The following is a 22,836-nucleotide window of genomic DNA, read 5'->3' as shown; positions in this document are numbered from 1 at the left end:
TACCATCAATAAATGGCGAATGACGGAAAACGTTGTTCGCCATTTTTATTATTAATAATTGTCTGTAGTGTGGTTTTGTTTCCTCCACGTTTTCCACACAATGAAGAGGTATGCCACAAGTGTAATGAAAGCGAAGCTATAAAAGAAGATCATGCGGCCAGGGGTAGATTCCTCAGGCACAGCAAATCCAAGATATAATCCCAGAAAAACATTGATAATGCCCCAGAATAAAAACAAAAAGACGGTGCGGATGATGCGTACAAAATAATATACGATCCGCATATCCATTGGCGCCTTCTCATCTTCCCGTTGGGGAGTTTCCTGATTTTCCATTAGTGCTTTTTTGCGCGAATTAATAACTTACTGAATGCCAGGCTATCTCCTCTGAATACATTGAAGTCTACCGTAGTTGATATACCATTCACCCTGCCCCCATCATTGTGTTGCCAGAAGAGCCAGTTCCTTGCTGATGCCGGTTTCTTTTTCTGGTAATAATGGGCTACCCACAGTGGATAGTCATCAAATTCATCGCCCAGGTAGGTTTCGTAAAAATGCACGTTAGTATAAATGATGGGTTTTACGCCATATGCTTTTTTCATTTCTTCCAGCCATACCCGGGCCGTGCTTCTGATCACCGCTGGTGGCTGGCCGTTGCTCACTTCAATATCCAATACGGGTGGCAGGTCGCCCGGCTCCAGCTGTACTACATTCTGAAAATTGATGGCCTGCTTGAGCGGATCACGGGTAGCATAAAAAAAGTGATAGGCACCCCGCACCACCCCTGCCCGCCTGGCCCGGGACCAGTTCTGCCTGAAATTGCCATCCTGGCGGGTAATACCCTCCGTAGCTTTGATAAACGCAAATGAAATGTGGATCTTTTCCACCTGCATCTGCTGAACTGCTTCCCAGTTTATATTCTTTTGAAACTTGGAGACATCAATCCCATGTATTTCATAGTCTACAGGCATATCAATACCAAACTCCTCATATCTTACAAAGTTGAGTCTCCCTGTTTTTAACTGGTAATATACCAGACCGGCGGTGATAATCACCATTAATTGAAAGATGAAGACAACCAGGCGCCACCCTTTTTTTTCTCTGGACTTTGTCACGATAATAATAATTCTGCTTTTAGCATAGCCTTTGCTTTTGGAGTATCCGCTACGTTTTGACTATGTCAAATTTATAGCAAGTATAATATTATTATCCATAACCGATATAGTTATCTTATTTTTACAATATCCAAAGTGTTTGTGTTATGCCGGATTTTAATTGGAATGATTCGTTGAACCTGCTTTCTAAGTTTACCCTGCGTCGTGGTTGGAATGCCGGAAAAGTACTGAGCAGTTATTTTGTGAGTAAATGGTCTCGGAAACCAGTACAATGGGGCTTACCAATCTCCGTATCTTTCGAACCAACTACTTCCTGTAACCTTCGTTGCCCGGAATGTCCCAGTGGCTTACGTGCTTTTACCCGCCCTACGGGGATGCTGAATCAGGATTTTTTCAAAAAGACTATTGATGAGATCTCTAAAGATCTCTTCTACCTTATATTTTATTTTCAGGGAGAACCATACCTGAATACAGGGTTTCTGGACATGGTAAAATATGCCACCAGCAAAGGTTTGTATACAGCTACCTCTACGAACGCTCACTACCTTACGGACGAAAACGCCCGCAAAACGGTAGAAAGTGGTCTGGACCGCCTGATTATATCTATAGATGGTACCACACAGGATGTGTATACCCAATACCGCGTGGGCGGTAACCTGGAAAAGGTAATTCAGGGGGCTAAAAATATCGTGAAGTGGAAAAAAGAACTAAATTCCAAAAAGCCGTTTGTTTTCTTCCAGTTCCTCGTTGTAAAGCCTAACGAGCACCAGATTGAGGATATCAAATTGCTGGCAAAGGAAATCGGTGTGGACCAGGTTCGCTTCAAGACAGCGCAAGTGTATGATTATGAGGAAGGAAACCGATTGATTCCTACTATTGATAAATTTAGCCGTTACAAGCGCAACGAAGATGGGACCTATAAGATCAAGAACAAAATGGGGAATCATTGCTGGCGCCTGTGGCATGCACCTGTCATCACCTGGGATGGTCTGGTAGTACCTTGTTGTTTTGACAAGGACGCCCAGCATAAACTGGGCGATTTAAAACAACAGTCCATGAAGGAACTGTGGCACAATGAAAAGTATGTTGGTTTCCGCACCCAGTTGATGAAGGGCCGGGCCAATATCGATATCTGTGCAAACTGTAGCGAAGGTACCAAAGTATGGGGCTAATCTTCTTCGGAAGGAGTAGCCGCCATCTTGGCTTTCTTCTTTTTGCTTCTGCTCTTGCGAAATTTATCAAAGAGATTGATTCCCAATCTGACACCAATAAATTCCAATGCAGTCATCAGGGCATTGGTAGCGAATGATTTGGCATTGCTACTTTGCCAGGCTACTTTCGCTACCTTGCCTGCAATACCCATCCAACCCGAATGCTTCGCACTGCCGGGTATGACAGAATTGAGGGCCATCTTGCCATAATTGCCTTTGAAATAATCAACGCGGTCTCCCAGCTCATTTTCCAGCGCACGGGATTTTCTCTTTAATCTCAGGATCTCACTTTGTAGTGTGGTTGAGTTGGTGATCTTCACCTTGGGCATGTGTAATTATTTTTTCATGATGGTTAAATTATAACTGCTCATGATATTCATCTTCCTCCTCCATTTTGTCCAATTCCTTTTCCAGTTCTACCTCTTCCTTGGTTTCCATCTCCATTTCACTCACTAATTCTTTGATCAGCATATTGGATAGCGGGCGCTGAATAAGCGGCACGCGAAACCATAAGAGGATCAGGAGTAAAAAGATAAAAAGCCCTGCGGAACAAGAAAATCCAATTGTATAACTATTGGTCATTTCTCCTATCCAGAAGCCGAGTACCATTCCAAGAAATACGACAACAAAAAAGAACAGCAGGAAAGCCAGTATCAAAGAGAAAAAGAGCCCGAGGGCCCTTGATAGCTTTCCTGCTGCCTGGAGCTTAATGAGGTCCAGACGGGTTTCCAGATATTCTTTGGCAACCTTGCCGGTCTGGTTAAAATAGTTGCTGAAATTATCTTCCATGCAAATGATTTTAGTGCAATAAGGGATTAAGCCAGCTCATTTTCAAGGGCATCCTCATATTGCTCCTTTTTCTTCTTCAGTTTATCTTTCAGTTTGTCTGCCTGATATTTCAGCTTGTCTACAATTTCATCTTTCTTGTCAGAATTCAGGAAATAACCTACCGCAACACCTACTGCTGCGCCAACAATGAATGATACAACTGCTTTTGATCCGTTGCTTGCCATAATTTTTGGTTTTTAAGGTGAGTAATTAGATTAACATATTTGGAATATGACAGGTACAAACACTATTCCAAGAATTAAAAATTAAGGAAAAATACATGTTAAAAAAATAATACTGCGGGGTGGTTGATCGGCCATTGACCTATCAACCACCCGCATGTAGTTTTAGCAAAGGCCAAAGGCCATTGCTAAAACTACATGTATCTAAAATGAACAAAAAGGCCGCGAACGGTATTCTTTTTGTATCACATTCTATTACATTAACTTATCAACCTTATGAGCGTCATTGACAACGAACGCCTGAAACAGATCTGTTTCCTGCTTATCATCGTTTTGCTGGCTTCCCTCCTCTTCATGGAGCTGTATTCATTTTTCCCCGGTTTCCTTGGCGCAATCACACTCTATGTGATATCCCGCAATTACATGTTCAGACTGGTAGAAAAGCGCCACTGGAAAAAACCGCTGGCCGCTGCCATGTTAATGATCCTTTCCTTCATTATCTTTCTACTGCCAGTAGGGCTGATGATCAACATGCTCACTGACAAAGTAAGCTACGCCATTGCACACACATCAGAACTCATCGCTGGTCTCAAATCGCTCAATGAACGAATACATGGTGCTACTAAAATAGATGTGCTCTCACAGGTAAAACTGGAACAATTGCAGGGCTATTTGACCGCTGTTCTCCCCCGCCTGGTGGGCGCCACCTTCAACACGCTTACCACTATCGCTATCCTCTATTTTATTTTATATTTCATGTTGGTATCCGGCAGGGAAATGGAAGCTTACCTCTACGAATATATTCCGCTGAAAGATGAAAACGTACTAAGATTGGGCTCAGAATTCCGCAAACTGGTGATTGCCAATGCGGTGGGAATTCCCCTCATTGCTATCATACAGGGTATCGTCTCCCTGATCGGCTACCTTATTTTCCAAGTACCCGAACCAATATTTTGGTTTGCTGTCACCTGTTGTACTTCTATGCTGCCTGTAGTAGGTGCCGCTGCCGTATATGTTCCCATGGGCATATACCTCCTGGGCATAGGCAGTACCTGGCAGGGAATTGCCGTACTCGTCTACGGATTTGCCGTAGTAGGTACGTCAGATAATATCTTCAGATTTGTACTGGCTAAAAAGATTGGTGATGTACACCCTATGATTACCATATTCGGTGTGCTGGTTGGCGTGAACCTCTTCGGGTTTATAGGACTGATCTTCGGACCACTGTTGATATCTATGTTCATCCTGCTGCTGGAGATCTATTCAAATGAATTCCTCGTAAAGAAGCGGGAAGTAAGGATAGAAAAGTAATTACTTGTAGTAGTTATTGGTTGTAATATATGCCACTACATTGTCAGGTACCATGTATCGAATTGATTTTCCTTCTTTTATCCAATTCCTTATATCAGTTGCTGATATATCCAGCATAGGCGCTTCCAGTATTTTTACTGTGGCGCCATGTGTCTCTGTCACCTCATGCCCGGGCCGTTTGTACACATAGATCGGATAGTTCCTCACTATGTGCTGATAGTTGCGCCAGCGGGAAATGTTCTGAAAACTGTCACTCCCCATGATGATCACAAACTCTTGTGTCGGAAACTTCTCAGTCAGGTAAGCTAATGTATCAACAGTAAATGATGGTCTAGGTAACGAGAACTCTATGTTACTGGCCCTGAGCTTAGGCTCATCCTGTATGGCCAGTTCTACCAGGTGAAAACGGTTATGTTCATTGAGTAATGATGCCGATGCTTTTAATGGATTTTGTGGAGAAACGACCAGCCACACTTTGTCCAGATCCGTATGATATGCCACGAAATTCGCGATGATCATATGACCGGTATGTATAGGATTAAAGGATCCAAAATACAAGCCTATCTTCATGCCCCTTGCTTTTTGAAGCGTGAAAGTAAATAAATATGAGGAAAAATCAGGTAAGGGGCTTAAACTGTTCGAACATCATCCCACATTGACGACAGAAATGCATGGCCCTGCACAGGGTCGCACCGAAGGGAGAACGCATGAATGTATTTTCACTTCCACAGTGTGGACAGGTGACATGCAGCAGCATATCGGCTTCTATTTCACCCTGATGTACAGGCGGTGCCGCTATGCCAAATCCACGAAGTTTTTCCTTCGCCGTCTCGGTCAGTCTGTTGCTATTCCATTGTATAGCAGGATCTACGGTGACTTCTACCGGCAGTTGCAAATCATTCCCCACTGTATCGCTGATCGTTTGTTTGATCACAGATATAGCCGGACAGGCAGAAAAAGTAGGGATCATTTTTATGTGAATCCCTGTTTCGTCCTGCTGTACATCTGTGATCATTCCCATTTCCAATACGTTCAATACAGGGATTTCCGGGTCCATGACCTTCTCCAAAGATTTATAAATGATCTTGATCATATCCATATACTTCAGGTTAAAAAGTTCACCAGGCGGCTGCGGGATCCTGTCTGAACACTTCGCCCATTTCTTCCAGTAAGGAATGAAGATGTGGTGTATGCTCACCATATCTGCCTCCATAAGCAGGTGTTACTTTTTCTGGCAGATTCAGGGCAGCTTTTGTAAGAATGGGGTAAATATTATCTAACCAGCGCTCATAAAGAGCCTGCTCTCCAGGATAAATGTCACTTAATTGTGCATCATCCGGCCCTGGTTCAAAAATGCCACAGGCCAGCGGGAAACAATTATCCAGCGCCACCTGCATTTTCCCATGACTTTCCTGCCCCCCTTTGCCAAGCTGTAGCATCCAGGCATCTGCATGCAGGGTATGGTATTTTAGTTCTCCTTTTACTTTTTTAGCCAGCTGTTGAAGAGGTACAAATTTGCTTTCCAGCAAACTATTGTATCTCACTGTTTCCGCATGGTCGAAAAGAAAATGCCGCACCAGACTGAATTCATATGTGCCGATTGGCATTTCTGTGAGATGACAGCATTTGTATTCATTTTCCCGCCGGAGAAATGCGAACTGGTCCGGATCCTGACCTCCCGGCATGTCCTGCAGGATGCGATAAAGCGCCCAGGCATGTCCGATCTTATCCTGTGCCATAGAAGAGAAAGCAATGTCTTCTTCCATTACAGGCCCCAGCCCCGTCCATTCTGAGTTACGGTGGCCCAGTATCAGGGCGTCGTCAGCCATTTTGGTGACGAATTCTTTTATTAAGTGTTCCATTATTGTCAGGGCTTACCTTTGAACTTATTGATCTTTTCCATCACCTTGAATCCGCTGGCGTCGCGGTAGGTTTTTTCCATATTGTTGGCAAACATGTCTTCATCTTCCAGGTCGAAAGCCAGAATGTCGGCACTGCGTACCACCCATAGGTTCACGCATTTCTTCCTTCTGCCAAACTGTTCTTTGGCGAAGATGAGGGCCATTTGCGGATCTGGCGCATGTACACACCCTACATGCTCATGGTGCGCACCACGTTTTTCCTGATGAAATACTTCATAGGCCTGCCAGTTTTCTCCTTCTTCTATGGTAAAGGGGGCGTCAATATTATTCAACCGGAGCCGGTTGACACGTGGATCTAGTGAGTCATTCATAATCGTGAAAAAAATACTTGTTAAGCTACGGGGGCTGTTTGTCGTTTCATTTCTTCTGGTCGCATCAGGGCTTTTCTGATCCAGCGGCCATTTTCTTCCGCCCATTTTCTTACGTCCAGTCTTTCTTTATTGCAAGGGCCATTCCCTTTGATCACTTCGAAAAACAGGTCCCAGTCCGGGTCAGAATACTCCCATTTGCCGGTATCCGGGTTCTTCTTCAATAATGGATCAGGCAGGGTCATCCCCAACTCTAATATCTTGGGAACATAAGCATCCAGGAACTGATTACGCATATCATCATTGCTGGCCATTTTCACCTTCCATTGCATCAGCTTTTCACTGTGGTTAGACGCTTTGTCAGGAGGACCAAAGAAGTGCATGATCGGTTGCCACCAGCGGTTCAGTGCATCCTGCAGCATTGCTTTCTGCGCAGGGGTACCCGTGGCCAGTTCTATGAAAGCATCATGTCCCTGCTTGAGGTGAAAACTTTCTTCATAACAAATGCGTTCCAGTGCCCGGCAGTAAGGGCCGTAAGATCCTTTGGCATTCGCCACCTGGTTCACGATAGCCGCAGCATCAATCAGGAAACCGATCACAGTCACATCTGCCCAGGTCTCAGCTGGATAATTAAATACATTGGAGTATTTAGACTTGCCACTGAGCAGGTCGTTGATCATTGCTTCCCTCGATTTGCCCAGGGTCTCTGCTGCATTGTAGAGCAATTGGCCATGGCCAATTTCATCCTGTACCTTGGCTATGAGCGCCAGTTTGCGCTTAAAACCGGGAGCACGGGTGATCCAGGTGCCTTCTGGCAGAGCACCGATGATTTCGGAATGAGCGTGCTGTTCTATGAGCCGGATCAATTGTTTGCGATATTCGGCCGGCATCCAGTCGCCGGGTTCGATTTTTTCCCCGTTAGCAATGCGCTTTTCAAAAGCGGCCAGTTTTTCGGGGTCGTCCTGGTCTTGTGTAGACTGGAGTTGCCGTTTCGGCTCTTCAAAGATGTATCCGCCACCATACATAGTGTGATTGTTTTGGTAACCTGTAAGTTACGAAAAATGTACCTTTAAATTGTGCTCAGTAAAATCATATGGACCTGTTACCTTTTGGGATCGCTGATGAGTGCCAACCCCATCATCAAAGTTGTCTTTGTACCCGACAACAGGCCAGAGAATTCTCAATCTGATACACTCTTTTATCAATCTGATAGAAAATTGCAATGGTCCGATTTTCAGGCTACTCCGCCGGCCCACCCAAGGAGCGGCGCCGTATCTTACAGCAGCTTTGCCTACGAAGGGGGCAGTATCCGAAAAATAGATACCCTCTACATCAACCTCACGCTACAGACATTTCATATCAAAAGCGCTTCCTGGGTGACCCCTGCTGTAAGAGATGATTACAGCCTGGCACACGAACAACTGCACTTCGACATTACCTGGCTGGTGGCCTTGCGGTTCAGGAAAAAGGTCACACATATGGCACTCACTGCCGATGACTACGACAGCATGATTCAATACGAATACATCGAATTTTTCAGGGAAATGAATAGGTTACAGAAAGCTTATGACAATGAAACCAGCCATGGACAAAACTATACCGCCCAGTATCGGTGGCGACAGGCCATCTCAGATTCGCTCAAAGCCTTATAGCCCCTTGTCTGCAGCCAATATCACATTCAGGATGTGATGTGTAGCCTGATAATAAAAAGATGGTTGAATATGCTCAAATTCATCACCAAGCTGGTGGTAGTCAGGATGATCTTCTACCCCGAAATATAAAAATGGAATCTTCTGTTTATGAAATTCATACTGATCACTCTGGCTGATCCAGTTTTGACCGCCATCTTCTTTATGATCGTGCCCTGCTATTAGTTTTACAGTGCTTGATTTTGCTTTGGCTGCATCCACAAACGTATTCAAAAAAGGATACGGCGTCACACCACATACATACAGTTCGTTTTTATCATTGCGACTTACCATATCCAGATTTACATTCAGGATAAAGCGGTTAACTGCTACAGGAAGTTGTTTCAGAAAAGCGGCTGCACCTTTCAGCCCTTCTTCCTCACCATCAAAAGCGGCAAAGATGAGCGTATGTTGCGGCGTATGTTTCTTAAAATATCCCAGCACCGCCAGCAGACTACCTACGCCCGAAGCATTGTCGTCTGCACCATTGTAGATGCTGTCTTTTCCTGCCTGATCTTTCTTAATACCTAAGTGATCGTAGTGCGCGGTGATGACGATTATGGAATCTGACTTGCCTTTGATATAGCCATACAGATTGGTACCCATTACCTGTTTGTCTCCCTCTCTGAAATAAAAAGGGTACTCATAGGTCTTATTAAAAGGTTGTAAACCAGATTGTTTGAAACGACCTAAGAGATAGAACTGGGCCATCCGGCTGCCTTTTGTGCCAGTGCGGCGGCCTTCAAATTTATCGGACGATAAAGTGCGGATGTCTTTAATGAGTTGAACAGAATCGATATTGGTCTGCGCTTTTGCAAATACACCTGTCAGTAACAGGGCACACAGTATGGTTGTTTTCATAATCAGCTGGATGATAGTTCGCAATATAAACTATTTCACTGCGCGCTATCACCCTGCCGGTAAAAAGTATTAACTCAACAGCTGGAATGCCAGCAAACTACTCAGGTAAGCCAGTGCTGTCATATATACAAACTGAATGGCGGGCAACTTCCACGACTTGGTTTCTCTCTTCACAATCGCCAGTGTACTCATACACTGCATGGCAAAGGCATAGAAAAGCATCAGCGATACGCCACTCGCCAGTGTGTACACTGGTCGCCCATCTCTCCAGGTAGCGCCGCTCATCTTTTGTCTTAAAGTTGCATCATTGTCTTCTTCCGATTCACCCACACTATACAACGTGGCCATAGTACCCACAAATACCTCACGGGCGGCAAAGGAAGTGATCAATGCAATCCCGATCTTCCAGTCAAAACCCAGTGGACGGATAGCAGGTTCTATTGCATGGCCCAATCCTCCAGCATAGGAATTCGCCAGTTTTTCCATGGCCTCTTCCCTATCCAGGGCTTCAATTTTATCAGGTTGTGCGGCTTTTAGTTGTTCGTATTTGATAGCGACCGCCTCCATCTTTTTCGAAGGTCCATACGATGCCAGGAACCAGAGGATAATGGAGATAACCATGATCACCTTACCGGCATCCATAATAAAGATCTTTGCCTTCTGAAGCATGGTGGTGCCTACATTCATCCAGCGGGGAGCACGGTATACCGGCAGTTCCATAATGAAGTAGCTCTTTTCCTTTATCCTGACAAACAGTTTCAGGATCGCTGCAATGATCAATGCCATTACAAAACCCAACAGGTATAGCCCCATCATCACCACACCCTGCAAATTGAGAATGCCTAGTACAGGTTTGTTAGGAATTACAAGGGCAATCATCACAGTATAAATAGGCAGACGGGCAGAGCAACTCATGAGTGGTGTGATCAGAATTGTAATCAGCCTTTCTTTTCTGTTTTCAATATTACGTGTTGCCATGATAGCAGGTACGGCACAAGCCACCCCACTGATCAGCGGCATTACAGACTTCCCATTCAAACCTACCTGACGCATCAGGCGATCTGTGAGGAAACTGATTCTGGCCATATAACCGGTATCTTCCAGAATGGTGATGAACCCAAAGAGGATCATGATCTGTGGTACGAATACCGCAATTCCACCCAAACCGGCGATGATACCATTAATAAAGATGTCGGAGATTTGATTCTGTGGCAGTACGTCAGAAAGCCAGCCACTCAGTGCGCCAAATCCACCTTCAATCCAGTCCATTGGAAAAGACGCCAGCCAGAAAATGCTCTGGAACATGATGGCCATGATCCCCAGCAGGATCACATACCCCCAGAAACGGTGCAGGAGCAGATCGTCGATCTTCTCTGTCTGTAACTGTTTCTGCAAAGGATCGGCCTCTACTACCGAGTTGCGCATGATATGCTTGATACGCGCATAGCGCTGCATGATCTCATCCGCCTGTACCTTGGTTTTATTAAACTGGTGGGTCTGAATTGTCTGGGTAATGGTTTCTTTTTGTGCCTTGTTCAGGAAGTGCAGTTCATTGTGATTCACGGCAATGTGCAAAGCAGCATAATCACTCTTCACCGGTACTATCTTTTTGATATCGGTGATCAGCTCAGGAGCCAAGGCGCGGCTATCTATAAAATCCCGGGGAGGAACAGCCTGTTTTTCCCGGGTTACGAGTTCTATAATCTTTTTGAGTTCCGGGAGCCCCTTGTTCTTGCGGGGATTGATGGATACCACAGGTACACCCAATTCTCTTTCCAGACCAGCTTCATCGATTTCCACACCCTTCTTACGGGCAATGTCCATCATGGTCAGACAAATGATAACGGGGATCTTCAGGTCTATAATCTGGGAACAAAAGAGGAGGTTACGTTTTAGATTGGAAGCGTCGGCAATAATGAGGATAATGTCTGGAATTTCCTCTCCCTGAGGATTTACCAGTACATCGTACGTTACTAATTCATCGGCACTTTTGGGATAAAGGCTATAGGTACCGGGCAGGTCAATAATGTTGGCCTGAAGTGAGGCAGAGATGTTGGCCGCACCCGTTTTCTTGTCAACAGTAACCCCCGGGAAATTACCAACCTTCTGGTTCAGTCCTGTCAAAGCATTAAATAACGAGCTTTTGCCACTATTCGGATTCCCTACCAGCGCAATATTGATCTTTCCAGTTTTTGTAGCCTGCATTCCTTATCGTCGACGGTTAAAAAAACAAAACTAGGCATTTAAATGTCAGCTGTTTGATCAATTCGGGAAAAAGATCGTTAAATAAAAAACCACGGTGAAGACCGTGGTAATTTCCATTTCTTTAACTATTGAACTTATTGTGATGAAAAGTTTAGCTCAAAAGGTTGAAAAGGCTGTAGCTGATGGCATCTCCTTCAAAGGCTACTTTTCCTTTGCTGGTAGCGTTCGCTGACTTGCTGGTATCTTCTACCGGCGTTGTGTTACGCTCCTGTTTTCCTTTGTAGCGGTAATTATTTTCTAAAGAATCTTTGTCTGTTACACGGTTGTTGTCCTTCTTATCGATTCCGTCAGGAGTCATTTTCAGTACATGTACACCGTTGTCATTGTTATCATCGTTGTCGTCATTATCGTCCCAACGGTGATGATCATCCCAATCGTTGTCCCAATCCCAGTTCCAGTTATGGTAGTGGTCACGAACTTTGCTGTCCATTTCCACCTGTTTGTTAACCGGTACCCGTACAATGATGCGTACGCGCTGGTCACGGAACTTACTGTTTCTTGGGATAGAGATACCTGCAGGCAGGTAAATCACGCTGTCCTGCTGTGTGATCGGATAAGAGATCTCTCTTGCCAGCGTTCTTGCCTGTGCAATGCTGCGTCCCCGGGAGCTACGTTGCACTTCAATATAGAAACTGTCATTCTTGCTTTTCTCGACACTCAAACGATAGTTATTAATAATAACAGTATCGTCAGCGAGCTTCAGGTCATCATCAAAGAAAGTTTCTTCTACCTGAACCAGGTTCTCTGCCTCTTTAAAGACGATCTTCTCCTTAGAAGGTTGCACAAGGGCAAAATTTTCTTTTACGGTATTACGTAATCTGAAATCTTTGGCCACAGACACCCCTACCAGTATAGCACATATCAGACCGGTGAACCAGAGGAAGCTGAGGGTATAACCCACATAGCGGTTAGTCTGTTTTACTCCTGTGAGCTTGCGGATGATGAATATGATAATCCCCACAACCGGTACACCGAGCAAGAGGAATACAGCTGGCCAGAAGAGCAGATTTTGCAGTGTGCCTGCCAGCAGCAGGGCTTTGAATGGCAGCAGGACCGGAGAAGCAACTGTGATCATTACACCTACAAACAGCAGGATGAGGAGAATGACTACAGCCAGGAAGAAAAAGAAGCCCTTAGTCAGTACGATAAGAATGCGGCCTAACACATCAAATAAGCTACGGCCAAAGCGTTCTATATCATTTCCAACTTGTCTTCCCCGGCCCTGAGAAAAATTTCGCATTTCATATTTAATGTCCTTTAAGTGGGCCTTGGTAGCGTTAATTTCATCCTGTACAGCAGTTCTGATGTTGTTCACATCTACGCGCTCTCCTCTCATCTGCAGCTTTTCAGCGGCAGTATTTGCTTCGGGTGTTACAACCCAGAGAATAAAGTATACCAGTATGCCGGAACCGAAACCACCAATCGCCAGCAAAGCGAAGATGATACGGAAGACAACCGGGTCTACATTCAGGTAAGCACCCAGACCTCCGCACACACCGCCCAGTACCTTCGCATCCGGATCACGGAATAAACGCTTGCGGGTGCGGAAACTATCGTAGATAGGATCGTTGGAAGCAGCGGACTGCTGTTGTTGGGTATTTGTATCGTTGCCTTCTTCAAACTGGTCAGGTGTACCCATCACAGCTTTCACGCCTACTACATCTTCATCAGTGATGCAGTGAGCACCTTTCTTTATTTTATCCAGAAAGATCTCTGCAATTCGGCCTTCAATGTCACTCACAATTTCATCCGCACCTTCCTCCCTTGCAAAGTATTTTTTCAAACTGTCCAGGTATTGCCGCAATATCTCATATGCGCTATCCTCTATGGGAATAAGGCGGCTGGCCAGGTTTATGTTAATAATCTTTTTCATTGCTGATTGCTATTTAATAGGTTTTAGTTTGGATGATTTTGTTATTGTTTACTTGTTAGCTGATGTACCGCATTTGCCAGTTCGTTCCAGGTCTTTTCCAGGTCCAGATAAAAGGCCTCTCCTTTGTCGGTCATGGAGAAATATTTCCTTGGAGGCCCCGACATACTTTCTTCCCATCTGTACTTCAGTAATTCTGCGTTCTTCAACCGTGTTAATAAAGGATAAAGAGTGCCCTCCAGGATATCCAGCTTCGCTTCTTTCATTTTTTCTATGATATCTGAAGGGTAAGCTTCTCCTTGCTTGATGATGCTCAGGATGCAGAATTCCAGCACGCCCTTTCGCATCTGTGATTGTGTGTTATCTATGTTCATGGCAAGTGAGCTTTATTAATTGTCTTCTTATTTGCATTATGATTGGTTTTTGATATTTACAATTCAAAGATAAGGAGTTTTATACTACTATGCAATACACAATACCTTTTTAAGCAAAATAATTTGCTTTGTTTATTACCTAAAAAGAAATAAACAATTAATATTCAATGAATTAATATTTTAGGGCTATTAAAAAATAATGATGAACGGTAAGAAAAACCATCTTTAACATATTTTTAAATCGTATATTTACGATACGTCTCAGCTTTTGTTATTTTTGTAAAGACACATGAAAAAGATTATCGGCATATTCCTTCTTACACTGATGTGTATCCAGCTCCTTCCAATAAAGGAGATGGGAAGGTTACTGTTTAATAATCAGATTGTGGAGGAGCACCCCTCAGATGGGTGCTCGGGTGACGATGGAGTTAAGATCGCCAAAGACTTAAAATGGCTGAAACACCATGATCACTCTCTTCACGAACCTTCCCTTTATCTCAGCAAGATCCATTATACATTAATGGAAGCTATTCCCCAGGGACCCGCCCGGGAAATACACTGCCCTCCTCCAAACTGCTAACTGCTCATTTTCTTTAATTCTTTTGCATCAGGCATAGTATGCCTTTCGATGCCGCTTTTACACATTTACTACTCAAACACAAAATTCCAACAGGAAGGTTATGCTCACGCCACAAGGCGCACTGGCATCGCTATTCCTGTGACCAACCACGCGCAAGCGTATTTAAATGCTATTGACTATGAGCAGGCAAAATATATTTTCGAACGTCAAAGGCGACCTCTCTTCCGGTCTTGTTGTATTCCTGATTGCGGTGCCTTTATGTCTTGGTATTGCACTGGCATCCGGAGCACCCCTGTTCTCAGGTATGATCGCAGGCATTATCGGGGGCCTGGTGATTGGCTCCCTCAGCGGCGCACAGCTGAGTGTAAGCGGTCCTGCTGCCGGTCTTACTGCTGTCGTGCTTTCTGCCATCACCAAATTTGGCGTATTCGACGTATTTCTCATGGCAGTTGTGATCGGTGGTGTGATTCAGTTGGCGCTGGGCCTCCTCAAGGCAGGTTCCGTAGCCAACTACTTCCCTTCCAATGTGATCAAAGGGATGCTCACCGCCATCGGTATTATTATTATACTCAAGCAACTTCCACATGCCTTTGGCTATGATGCTGATTCTGAAGGAGACTTTACCTTTATCCAGGTAGACGGCCATAATAGCATCTCTGCTTTGCTGTCCACTATCAACCACATTCACCTGGGTGCGACTTTGATTTGTATTATTTCCGTGCTGATCATCCTCTACTGGAACAAAATTCCTAAAGTAGGGATGATCCCCGCGGCACTGGTAGCCGTAATTACCGCTGTCGTGCTGAATGGAATTTTCATTGCTTTAGGTAGCAAACTGGCCATCGCTCCCTCTCACCTGGTGAGCCTGCCGGTACCTAATAGCTTTGGAGATTTTATCGGCCAGTTTACCACGCCTGATTTCAGTGCCATCACCAACAAGGAAGTTTGGATCGTAGGCGCTACCATCGCAATCGTCGCTTCTGTAGAAACACTACTCAATGTAGAAGCAACTGATAAACTGGATCCGCTGAAAAGACATACACCTCCTAACCGTGAACTGCAGGCACAGGGTATTGGTAACATTATAAGTGGTATGATCGGCGGTCTGCCTATCACCTCAGTGATCGTACGTTCATCTGCCAATATCAATGCAGGTGGCCGTACCAAACTCGCTACTATTGCTCATGGTACACTGCTCCTGGTATGTGCTGCCCTGATCCCTACCATCCTGAACAAGATTCCGCTGGCTACCCTGGCTGCCGTACTACTGGTGACCGGTTATAAGCTCTGCAAGATCTCCATCTTCAAAGAGATGTTCAAAAATGGTAAGTATCAATGGGTGCCTTTCGTGGTAACTGTACTCGCTATCGTTTTTACTGACCTCCTGATTGGTATCACACTTGGTATGGCGGTGAGTGTAATTGCCATCCTCAGGGGTAACATGCGTAGCTCCTACTACTTCCGTAAGGAAAAATACCACAATGGTGACAGCATCAAGCTGGAACTGGCACAGGAAGTATCTTTCCTGAACAAAGCCAGCATCCTGCTCACGCTCGAACACCTGCCGGAAAATACTACCGTGGTCATCGATGCGAGCAATACAACCTATATAGATTTCGATGTCCTGGAATCTATCAGGGAATTTAAAGATGTAAAAGCGGCTCAAAAGAATATTAACGTGGTGCTGACGGGGTTTAAAGACGTATATAAAATACAGAATTCGGAAAATATTCCGGCAGATTACCAAGCCAATATTACCTCCGGACACGTACATACAATATCCACCGGTAATCATGAACAATTACTGAAGGAATTGCAGCTTAATTAATCATATTGTTAACCCGCCATTTAAAAACCAATAAAACAAGTGAAAAGAATGAAAACATTAAATAAATCTCTGCAAGACAAACTGACTCCAGCTACTACCCTGGAATTGCTGAAAAACGGTAACGCACGCTTCGTGGAAAACCTCCGCCTGCACCGCGACCACCTGGACCAGATCAATGAAACCCGCGATGGTCAATGGCCAATGGCTGCTATCGTGAGCTGTATGGACTCCCGTACATCTGCAGAACTGATCTTCGACCAGGGCCTGGGCGATATCTTCAGTATCCGTCTGGCTGGTGCCGTTATCTCTGAAAACGTACTGGGTAGCCTGGAATATGCTTGTAAAGTAGCCGGTTCCAAGTTCATCGTTGTGCTGGGCCACAGCAAATGCGGTGCGATCAAAGGCGCCTGCGACAAAGTAGAAATGGGTAATCTGACTGCGCTGCTGGGTAGGATCACCCCTGCTGTGTATGCAGAAAAAACTATCAAAGAAGATAGAACCTCTCATAATCCTGCTTTCGTGGATGCAGTTACGCATATCCATACAGAACGTTCTGTACAGGCGATTATGGAGCAAAGTACCATTTTACGCGAAATGATCCTGAGTGGAGAAGTAGGTATTATCGGAGCCATGTATGATGTCGAAACGGGCATAGTAAGTTTCCTGGAGAACACACTGATTATCGGTGAGGATGTAGTGAAAGAGCAACTGGAAGCTGTGACCGTGTAAGACAAGCTCTGCATGTAGTCATATACAAAGGGGAAGCCGCTCTGATTACAGGGCGGCTTTTTTTTTATATATTTCTCAGGCGCTCTACGGCCTTTTCGAGTGTTTCATTCTTTTTGGCAAAACAGAACCTGACTACGTGGTCATCTTTGCCATCTTCATAAAAGGCAGATACCGGAATGCTCGCTACCCCAAATTCTTTGGTGATCCGGATCGCAAAATCCTTATCCCCTTCATCAGAAATACGGTCATATTTCATCAGCTGGAAATAACTGCCGGATGAGTGTAACGGCGTAAACCGGGTATCCTTCATCAGCGACAGGAAGTAATCTCTCTTTTCCTGGAAGAATGCAGGCAACCCCAGGTACTGATCCGGTTGTTGCAGGAACTTAGCCAGTCCATACTGCATAGGTGTATTCACTGAGAAACAGAGGTACTGATGAACCTTTCTATATTCCGCCATCAGGTGAGCCGGCGCAATACAATAGCCCATTTTCCAACCGGTGATGTGAAATACCTTTCCAAAAGAGAAAGTAACAAAGCTGTTTTTGAGTAAGGAAGGATAGCGCAACATGCTCAGGTGCTCCTTGCCATCGTATACGAGGTGCTCATATACTTCGTCAGAAAGGATGTAGATATTGTGCTCCGCCACCAGTTTTTCCAATTCGGCAATATCATTCGCAGTGAGAATGCTGCCAGTCGGATTGTGGGGCGTGTTTAGCATGATCATTTTAGTACGGGCCGTAATCTTACTACGTACCAGTGACCAGTCTATATGATAGTCAGGAAATGAAAGAGGAATGCGAACCGGTACGCCACCATTCACCAGTACATTGGGAATATAGCTGTCGTAAGCTGGTTCAAAAATGATCACCTCATCACCAGGACCAATCACGGTGGCGATGGCAGTGAAGATAGCATACGTACCACCCGGTGTCACGGTGATTTCTGTATCCGCATTGACGGTCTGACCGTACAGATTGTGGATCTTTTCGGCAATGGCCTCGCGCAGAGGTAGAATACCCGCCATGGGAGCATACTGGTTATAGCCCGCCTCCATGGCTTCGTTTACAAGGTGCTTCAGGGTTTCGTTACAATCAAAATCAGGAAACCCCTGCGACAGGTTGATGGCAGCATGCTGCGCCGCCAGGCCCGACATGACCGTGAAGATCGTCGTTCCTACATTGGGTAATTTGGACATATCTTAAAGGTACTTCTCTCCTTTGTTGCGCTTTACCTCCGCCACGTATTCCTTGATTTGCTGCTCATTATCTTTACGGCAGATCAGCAGTACGTCGTTAGTATCTACCACGATGAACTCATCGAGCCCCTGTAATACCAGCAACTTATCATGGGGTGCTTTTACCATACAGTTTGTGGTATCTATCATCATCACATTCTTACCCTGAATGGCGTTGCCTGCGTCATCCCTTTCCAGGTTCTCATAGGCCGATGCCCAGGTACCCAGGTCGCTCCATCCGAAATTGGCAGGAATCACGTACACATTATCCGCCTTTTCCATGATACCGTAATCAATAGAGATATTGGAACACTGAGGGTAGATGGTCTCAATCGCCTTTTTCTCATTAGGGGTATTCAGGGCGGCGCTATATTGTTGAAAGAGTTCATCCACCTCCGGCAGGTAGATTTTAAGGGCGGCGAGAATAGTTTTCACGTTCCAAACAAAGATACCGGCGTTCCAGAGGAAGTCTCCACTTTGTATAAAGGTCCTGGCCAGCTCTAAGTTAGGTTTTTCTGTGAAGGTCTTCACAGGGTATACATTATCCGCAACCTGTTGGGTTTCAAACTGTATGTACCCAAATCCTGTATCAGGGCGGGTTGGTTTAATGCCCAGGGTCACTAGTGCGCTGTGTTTCTGTACGAACATCAGGGCATTAAGACAGGTGCTGGTAAATGCAGTCGCATCCATAATCAGGTGGTCGGCCGGCGCACAGATGATGTTCGCCTTAGGGTCCTGACCATAGATCTTGTGCGAAATATATGCTATGCAGGGTGCCGTGTTCTTACGGGATGGCTCGGCGACAATATTGTCGAAAACCACATCCGGTAGCTGTTCCTGCACCTTGCCAATATAATGTTGGTGCGTAACTACAAAAATATTTTCCCGTGGAATAAATTGGGAGAATCGCTCATATGTCCATTGCAGAAGGCTTTTCCCGGTATTTAAAATATCGAGGAACTGCTTTGGGTATTCCGTGCGGCTAAAGGGCCAAAACCGGCTACCTATACCTCCGGCCATAATGGCCACATAAAAATGCCTGTTCACGTAAGTCATCGTGTCAAATAATTCCTTCCCGGATTAAATCATGTAAATGAATAATACCTATATACTTCTTGTCGTCCAGCACTAACAACTGCGTAATATCATGTTGTCTCATCAACTCCAGGGCATTTACCGCCAGTTCATCACATTGAATCGTTTTAGGGTGGCGAGACATAATATCACTGGCAGTCACATTGTCAGTTGACATACTCTTTTCCAGCATACGGCGTAGATCACCATCTGTGATAATCCCGCCAAGCTGGTCATTGCTATCCAAAACGGCCGTAACTCCCAGCATGCCGGAAGAAATAGCCACGATTACATTCTTCAATGAACTGTCCAGGTATACCTTGGGCGCATCGTGCTGACGGCATAGATCCAATACCTTGAGATACAATTTCTTACCAAGTGTACCCCCCGGATGGAATTTTGCAAAATCAGCTGTCGTAAAACCATGCCATTCTATCAAACACACAGCCAGCGCATCCCCCATTGCCAATTGGGCAGTGGTGCTCGTGGTAGGCGCCAGGTTGTTGGGACAGGCCTCCTGGTCTACGGTGGTATTTAAAAAGAGGTCAGCCTCCCGGGCCAGATAAGATTCGACATTGCCCGTTATGGCAATCAGTTTGTTGCCAAAACTCTTGATCAATGGTACCAGTACCTTAATCTCCGGCGAGTTGCCGCTTTTCGAAATACAGAGAATAATATCTTCGTCCCTGATCATCCCCAGATCTCCATGAATAGCATCAGCTGCATGCATGTAGAGGGCGGCGGTACCTGTGGAATTAAGTGTAGCCACAATTTTCTGGCCAATGATAGCGCTCTTGCCGATACCAGTGATCACTACCCGGCCGGAACATCCGGCTATGAGTGCCACTGCCTGCTCAAAGTCAGCATTGATAAACTCTTTTAGATTGTTTATCGCTGCAGCCTCCATCTGAAGTGTCCTTTTTGCTATAGCTGCTATATTAATATCCGTTCTGTTTTTCATGAGCACTGCAAAGTTAACCAGTATTCAGGAGATTCAGTCCTATACATGGACCTATTTTATAATGAATTGCCTTATTCTTACCCTACTACTTACCTGCCGTAGCCCCCACCTGTTGACCCTGCCGTTAAACCGCATGCCAAAGCAGTACTGGACTTCATTTCGGATAAATTTAATTGGGGGTCAATGCAATTTTAGTTAACTTCGTGTCCCCTAAAAAACACATAAACAATATCCATAATTTGTTACTTTCTTTAGAGTTTATTTGTTTTAAATTTTGAATGCAATGGCTGTTGTAAAGGTAAGTTTGATAGATGCATTACGGGAACATTTTGGATTCGATTCTTTCAAAGGGAATCAGGAAATTATAATTAAAAGCATTCTTGCACGGAAAGATACTTTTGTCATCATGCCTACCGGCGGTGGAAAGTCTCTTTGCTACCAGCTACCGGCATTAATGAGTCCAGGATGTGCTCTGATCGTCTCTCCGCTCATAGCTTTAATGAAAAACCAGGTAGATCTAGTACGCTCCTACAGTAGCAAGGATAATGTAGCGCATTTTCTAAATTCTACCCTTTCTAAAGCTCAAATCAAAAAAGTAAGAACTGATCTCCTATCTGGAAAGACTAAAATGTTATACGTAGCCCCGGAAACATTGACCAAGACCGAAAATCTTGAGTTTTTCAAGGAACTGGAAATCTCTTTCATAGCAGTGGACGAAGCGCACTGTATCTCTGAGTGGGGACACGATTTCCGCCCGGAATACCGCCGCCTCAAGGAAATGACAGATATGATCAATCCCGATCTGCCTATCATCGCCCTCACGGCCACCGCGACACCTAAAGTTCAAAGCGATATCGTTAAAAACCTGGGTCTTCGCAGTCCCGAGGTATATCTCTCCTCTTTTAACAGGCCCAACCTCTATTATGAGATCCGCCCGAAAAGGAAGAAGGAACAAACCATTCGCGAAATCGTCAAGTTTATCCACCTTCATAAGGGTAAAAGCGGTATCATCTATACACTGAACCGTAAAACTACCGAAGAACTGGCAGATATGCTGACGGCCAACAACATTAAGGCTGTTGCCTACCATGCCGGTCTGGATGCCGGTACCCGCGCACAACGTCAGGACATGTTTCTGCACGAAGACTGCGAGGTGATCGTAGCTACTATCGCCTTCGGTATGGGTATCGATAAGCCGGATGTTCGGTTTGTTATACACTACAACATTCCTAAGAGCCTGGAAAACTACTACCAGGAAACAGGCCGTGCCGGTCGTGATGGACTGGAAGGTATCTGTGTCTGCTTCTACTCCTACAAGGACGTACAGAAGCTGGAACATCTAATGCGCGACAAGCCACTCAGCGAAAGGGAAATGGGCGCCCAGCTCATCAACGAAACCGTTGCCTATGCTGAAAGCTCTGCCTGCCGCCGCAAAGTGATCCTCCACTACTTCGGTGAGAAGTACGATCAGGGACAGTGTAACGGCGCCTGCGACAACTGCCGCAATCCAAAAGAGAAAATTGAAGTAAAAAACCGCGTAGTCATCGTACTGAAGGCCATCCAGTCACTGGAAGAACGCTTTGGGACCGACTACGTTGTCAATATCATCACTGGCAAGATCAACCCTCAGATCACCACCTACGGACACAACCAGCTGGAAGTGTTCGGCGAGGGTAAAGAATTCGATGCACACTTCTGGAACTCCCTCATCCGTCAGATGATGCTGGAAGACCTGATCGCTAAAGACATCGAAGAATATGGCCTGCTAAAGATCACTGATAAGGGTAAAAAGTTCCTCAAGACGCCTTACTCTATCATGGTCTCACTCAACCACCAATTTGAAGAAGAAGGCAATGAAGAAGATGAAGTAGCTGCAGAAGCCCAGGCATCCGCAGACCCTGTTCTCTTCGAAATGCTGAAAGAGCTCCGTAAAAAGGTAGCGAAAGAAAAGAACCTACCCCCATTCGTCATCTTCCTCGAAACCTCCCTCGAAGATATGGCGACCCAGTACCCTACCACCGTACAGGAATTGGAAAAAATACAGGGTGTGAGCAAGGGTAAAGCCGTACGCTATGGCAAACAGTTCGTAGATGTCATCTCTAAATATGTAGCCGAAAATGACATTGTAAAACCGGACGATTTCGTCATGAAGAGCGTGGTGAATAAGAGCGGGCTGAAAGTGTTCATTATCCAGAATATCGATAAGAAAATGCCACTGGAAACCATCGCCCGCAACAAAGAACTCACCATTCCTCAATTGCTTGACGAAATGGAAACCATCGTGGCAAGCGGCACCAAACTCAATCTCGATTATTGCATCGACGAAGAACTGGACGACTATGCCCAGGACGAGATCCTTGAATACTTCAAAGGCTGCGAGACTTCCAGTTTGGCACTGGCCCGCGAAGAACTCATCGATAGCGACTATACCCTTGAACAATTGAAATTGATGCGTATTAAGTTCCTCGTAGTATACGGGAACTAAAAAAACAACT

The 22,836-nt window shown here is 45.2% G+C and carries 24 protein-coding genes; 7 read left to right on the top strand and 17 right to left on the bottom strand.

Features of this window, described 5'->3' with window-relative positions; translation table 11 throughout:
• Positions 1–51 precede the first annotated feature (51 nt).
• Both QQL36_RS08355 and QQL36_RS08350 read right to left on the bottom strand, forming a co-directional pair.
• Positions 52–333, bottom strand: coding sequence for a hypothetical protein (locus QQL36_RS08355; protein WP_083725075.1), 282 nt, complete (start codon positions 331–333; stop codon positions 52–54).
• On the bottom strand, positions 333–1,112 hold the full coding sequence (locus tag QQL36_RS08350) for a glycoside hydrolase family 25 protein (RefSeq protein WP_083725073.1): 780 nt from the start codon (positions 1,110–1,112) through the stop codon (positions 333–335). The genes QQL36_RS08355 and QQL36_RS08350 overlap by 1 nt, the downstream gene beginning before the upstream one ends.
• Positions 1,113–1,258: 146 nt before the next feature.
• On the opposite strand from QQL36_RS08350, the gene QQL36_RS08345 reads away from it, so the two are divergent.
• Entirely contained in the window at positions 1,259–2,284 is a 1,026-nt protein-coding gene (locus QQL36_RS08345; protein WP_083725071.1) for an SPASM domain-containing protein, read from the top strand.
• Here the strand turns inward: QQL36_RS08345 and QQL36_RS08340 are convergent.
• The 3 genes from QQL36_RS08340 to QQL36_RS08330 are packed head-to-tail and all read right to left on the bottom strand — an operon-like array spanning position 2,281 to position 3,336.
• Positions 2,281–2,652: a hypothetical protein gene (locus QQL36_RS08340; RefSeq protein ID WP_321569505.1), complete on the bottom strand. Its 372-nt coding sequence runs from the start codon at positions 2,650–2,652 to the stop codon at positions 2,281–2,283. The two genes, QQL36_RS08345 and QQL36_RS08340, sit on opposite strands and share 4 nt — an antisense overlap.
• Positions 2,653–2,680: 28 nt before the next feature.
• Positions 2,681–3,112, bottom strand: coding sequence for a hypothetical protein (locus QQL36_RS08335; protein WP_083725067.1), 432 nt, complete (start codon positions 3,110–3,112; stop codon positions 2,681–2,683).
• A gap of 26 nt (positions 3,113–3,138) precedes the next feature.
• On the bottom strand, positions 3,139–3,336 hold the full coding sequence (locus tag QQL36_RS08330; RefSeq protein WP_083725065.1) for a YtxH domain-containing protein: 198 nt from the start codon (positions 3,334–3,336) through the stop codon (positions 3,139–3,141).
• A 273-nt stretch (positions 3,337–3,609) separates the two neighbouring features.
• Between QQL36_RS08330 and QQL36_RS08325 the strand changes: the two genes are divergently transcribed.
• Entirely contained in the window at positions 3,610–4,644 is a 1,035-nt protein-coding gene (locus QQL36_RS08325) for an AI-2E family transporter (RefSeq protein WP_083725063.1), read from the top strand.
• Here the strand turns inward: QQL36_RS08325 and nadD are convergent, their stop codons facing one another.
• The 5 genes from nadD to paaA are packed head-to-tail and all read right to left on the bottom strand — an operon-like array spanning position 4,645 to position 7,899.
• A complete protein-coding gene (nadD, locus tag QQL36_RS08320; protein WP_321569504.1) occupies positions 4,645–5,214 on the bottom strand; it encodes a nicotinate (nicotinamide) nucleotide adenylyltransferase in 570 nt (189 codons plus the stop codon).
• A 46-nt stretch (positions 5,215–5,260) separates the two neighbouring features.
• On the bottom strand, positions 5,261–5,737 hold the full coding sequence (paaD, locus tag QQL36_RS08315; RefSeq protein ID WP_321569503.1) for a 1,2-phenylacetyl-CoA epoxidase subunit PaaD: 477 nt from the start codon (positions 5,735–5,737) through the stop codon (positions 5,261–5,263).
• Positions 5,738–5,762: 25 nt separating this feature from the next.
• Positions 5,763–6,506 carry a 1,2-phenylacetyl-CoA epoxidase subunit PaaC gene (gene paaC, locus QQL36_RS08310; RefSeq protein WP_321569502.1) on the bottom strand — a complete coding sequence of 248 codons (744 nt, stop codon included), beginning with the start codon at positions 6,504–6,506 and terminating at the stop codon, positions 5,763–5,765.
• A gap of 5 nt (positions 6,507–6,511) precedes the next feature.
• Positions 6,512–6,877 (bottom strand): 1,2-phenylacetyl-CoA epoxidase subunit B, encoded by a 366-nt coding sequence (locus tag QQL36_RS08305; RefSeq protein WP_321569501.1) that lies wholly within the window; start codon positions 6,875–6,877, stop codon positions 6,512–6,514.
• A gap of 20 nt (positions 6,878–6,897) precedes the next feature.
• Complete coding sequence (gene paaA / locus QQL36_RS08300) at positions 6,898–7,899, bottom strand: 1,2-phenylacetyl-CoA epoxidase subunit PaaA (RefSeq protein ID WP_321569500.1); 1,002 nt, start codon at positions 7,897–7,899, stop codon at positions 6,898–6,900.
• Positions 7,900–7,950: 51 nt separating this feature from the next.
• Here paaA and QQL36_RS08295 point away from each other — a divergent pair, with 51 nt between their 5' ends.
• Complete coding sequence (locus tag QQL36_RS08295) at positions 7,951–8,526, top strand: hypothetical protein (protein WP_321569499.1); 576 nt, start codon at positions 7,951–7,953, stop codon at positions 8,524–8,526.
• Here the strand turns inward: QQL36_RS08295 and QQL36_RS08290 are convergent.
• The 4 genes from QQL36_RS08290 to QQL36_RS08275 form a co-directional block, all read right to left on the bottom strand.
• Positions 8,521–9,423 (bottom strand): M28 family peptidase, encoded by a 903-nt coding sequence (locus tag QQL36_RS08290; protein WP_321569498.1) that lies wholly within the window; start codon positions 9,421–9,423, stop codon positions 8,521–8,523. The genes QQL36_RS08295 and QQL36_RS08290 overlap by 6 nt on opposite strands.
• Before the next feature lie 69 nt (positions 9,424–9,492).
• Complete coding sequence (feoB, locus tag QQL36_RS08285; protein ID WP_321569497.1) at positions 9,493–11,628, bottom strand: ferrous iron transport protein B; 2,136 nt, start codon at positions 11,626–11,628, stop codon at positions 9,493–9,495.
• 151 nt (positions 11,629–11,779) lie between these two features.
• The gene (locus QQL36_RS08280) at positions 11,780–13,561 is read right to left on the bottom strand and encodes a PspC domain-containing protein (protein ID WP_321569496.1); all 1,782 of its coding nucleotides are present in this window, start codon (positions 13,559–13,561) and stop codon (positions 11,780–11,782) included.
• Between the two features lie 41 nt (positions 13,562–13,602).
• Positions 13,603–13,932 carry a PadR family transcriptional regulator gene (locus tag QQL36_RS08275; RefSeq protein WP_083725043.1) on the bottom strand — a complete coding sequence of 110 codons (330 nt, stop codon included), beginning with the start codon at positions 13,930–13,932 and terminating at the stop codon, positions 13,603–13,605.
• Positions 13,933–14,221: 289 nt separating this feature from the next.
• Between QQL36_RS08275 and QQL36_RS08270 the strand changes: the two genes are divergently transcribed.
• The 3 genes from QQL36_RS08270 (at position 14,222) to QQL36_RS08260 (ending at position 17,069) form a co-directional block, all read left to right on the top strand.
• Entirely contained in the window at positions 14,222–14,512 is a 291-nt protein-coding gene (locus tag QQL36_RS08270; RefSeq protein WP_083725041.1) for a hypothetical protein, read from the top strand.
• 178 nt (positions 14,513–14,690) lie between these two features.
• Complete coding sequence (locus tag QQL36_RS08265; RefSeq protein ID WP_321569495.1) at positions 14,691–16,340, top strand: SulP family inorganic anion transporter; 1,650 nt, start codon at positions 14,691–14,693, stop codon at positions 16,338–16,340.
• A 48-nt stretch (positions 16,341–16,388) separates the two neighbouring features.
• The gene (locus QQL36_RS08260; RefSeq protein WP_321569494.1) at positions 16,389–17,069 is read left to right on the top strand and encodes a carbonic anhydrase family protein; all 681 of its coding nucleotides are present in this window, start codon (positions 16,389–16,391) and stop codon (positions 17,067–17,069) included.
• A gap of 64 nt (positions 17,070–17,133) precedes the next feature.
• Here the strand turns inward: QQL36_RS08260 and QQL36_RS08255 are convergent, their stop codons facing one another.
• Genes QQL36_RS08255 through QQL36_RS08245 form a run of 3 tightly spaced genes read right to left on the bottom strand, consistent with a single transcriptional unit; the run spans position 17,134 to position 20,341 of the window.
• The gene (locus QQL36_RS08255; RefSeq protein ID WP_321569493.1) at positions 17,134–18,267 is read right to left on the bottom strand and encodes a methionine aminotransferase; all 1,134 of its coding nucleotides are present in this window, start codon (positions 18,265–18,267) and stop codon (positions 17,134–17,136) included.
• A gap of 3 nt (positions 18,268–18,270) precedes the next feature.
• Positions 18,271–19,362 carry a mannose-1-phosphate guanylyltransferase gene (locus QQL36_RS08250; protein ID WP_321569492.1) on the bottom strand — a complete coding sequence of 364 codons (1,092 nt, stop codon included), beginning with the start codon at positions 19,360–19,362 and terminating at the stop codon, positions 18,271–18,273.
• Between the two features lie 4 nt (positions 19,363–19,366).
• Positions 19,367–20,341 carry a KpsF/GutQ family sugar-phosphate isomerase gene (locus QQL36_RS08245; protein ID WP_321569491.1) on the bottom strand — a complete coding sequence of 325 codons (975 nt, stop codon included), beginning with the start codon at positions 20,339–20,341 and terminating at the stop codon, positions 19,367–19,369.
• Positions 20,342–20,624: 283 nt separating this feature from the next.
• On the opposite strand from QQL36_RS08245, the gene recQ reads away from it, so the two are divergent.
• Positions 20,625–22,826: a DNA helicase RecQ gene (gene recQ, locus QQL36_RS08240; RefSeq protein WP_083725029.1), complete on the top strand. Its 2,202-nt coding sequence runs from the start codon at positions 20,625–20,627 to the stop codon at positions 22,824–22,826.
• Positions 22,827–22,836: the final 10 nt, after the last annotated feature.

Origin of the sequence: Chitinophaga sp. LS1 (assembly GCF_034274695.1) — a bacterium.
Classification (GTDB): domain Bacteria; phylum Bacteroidota; class Bacteroidia; order Chitinophagales; family Chitinophagaceae; genus Chitinophaga.
The sequence above is the reverse complement of the archived record's forward strand: the minus strand, read 5'-3'. Positions and strand labels throughout refer to the sequence as shown.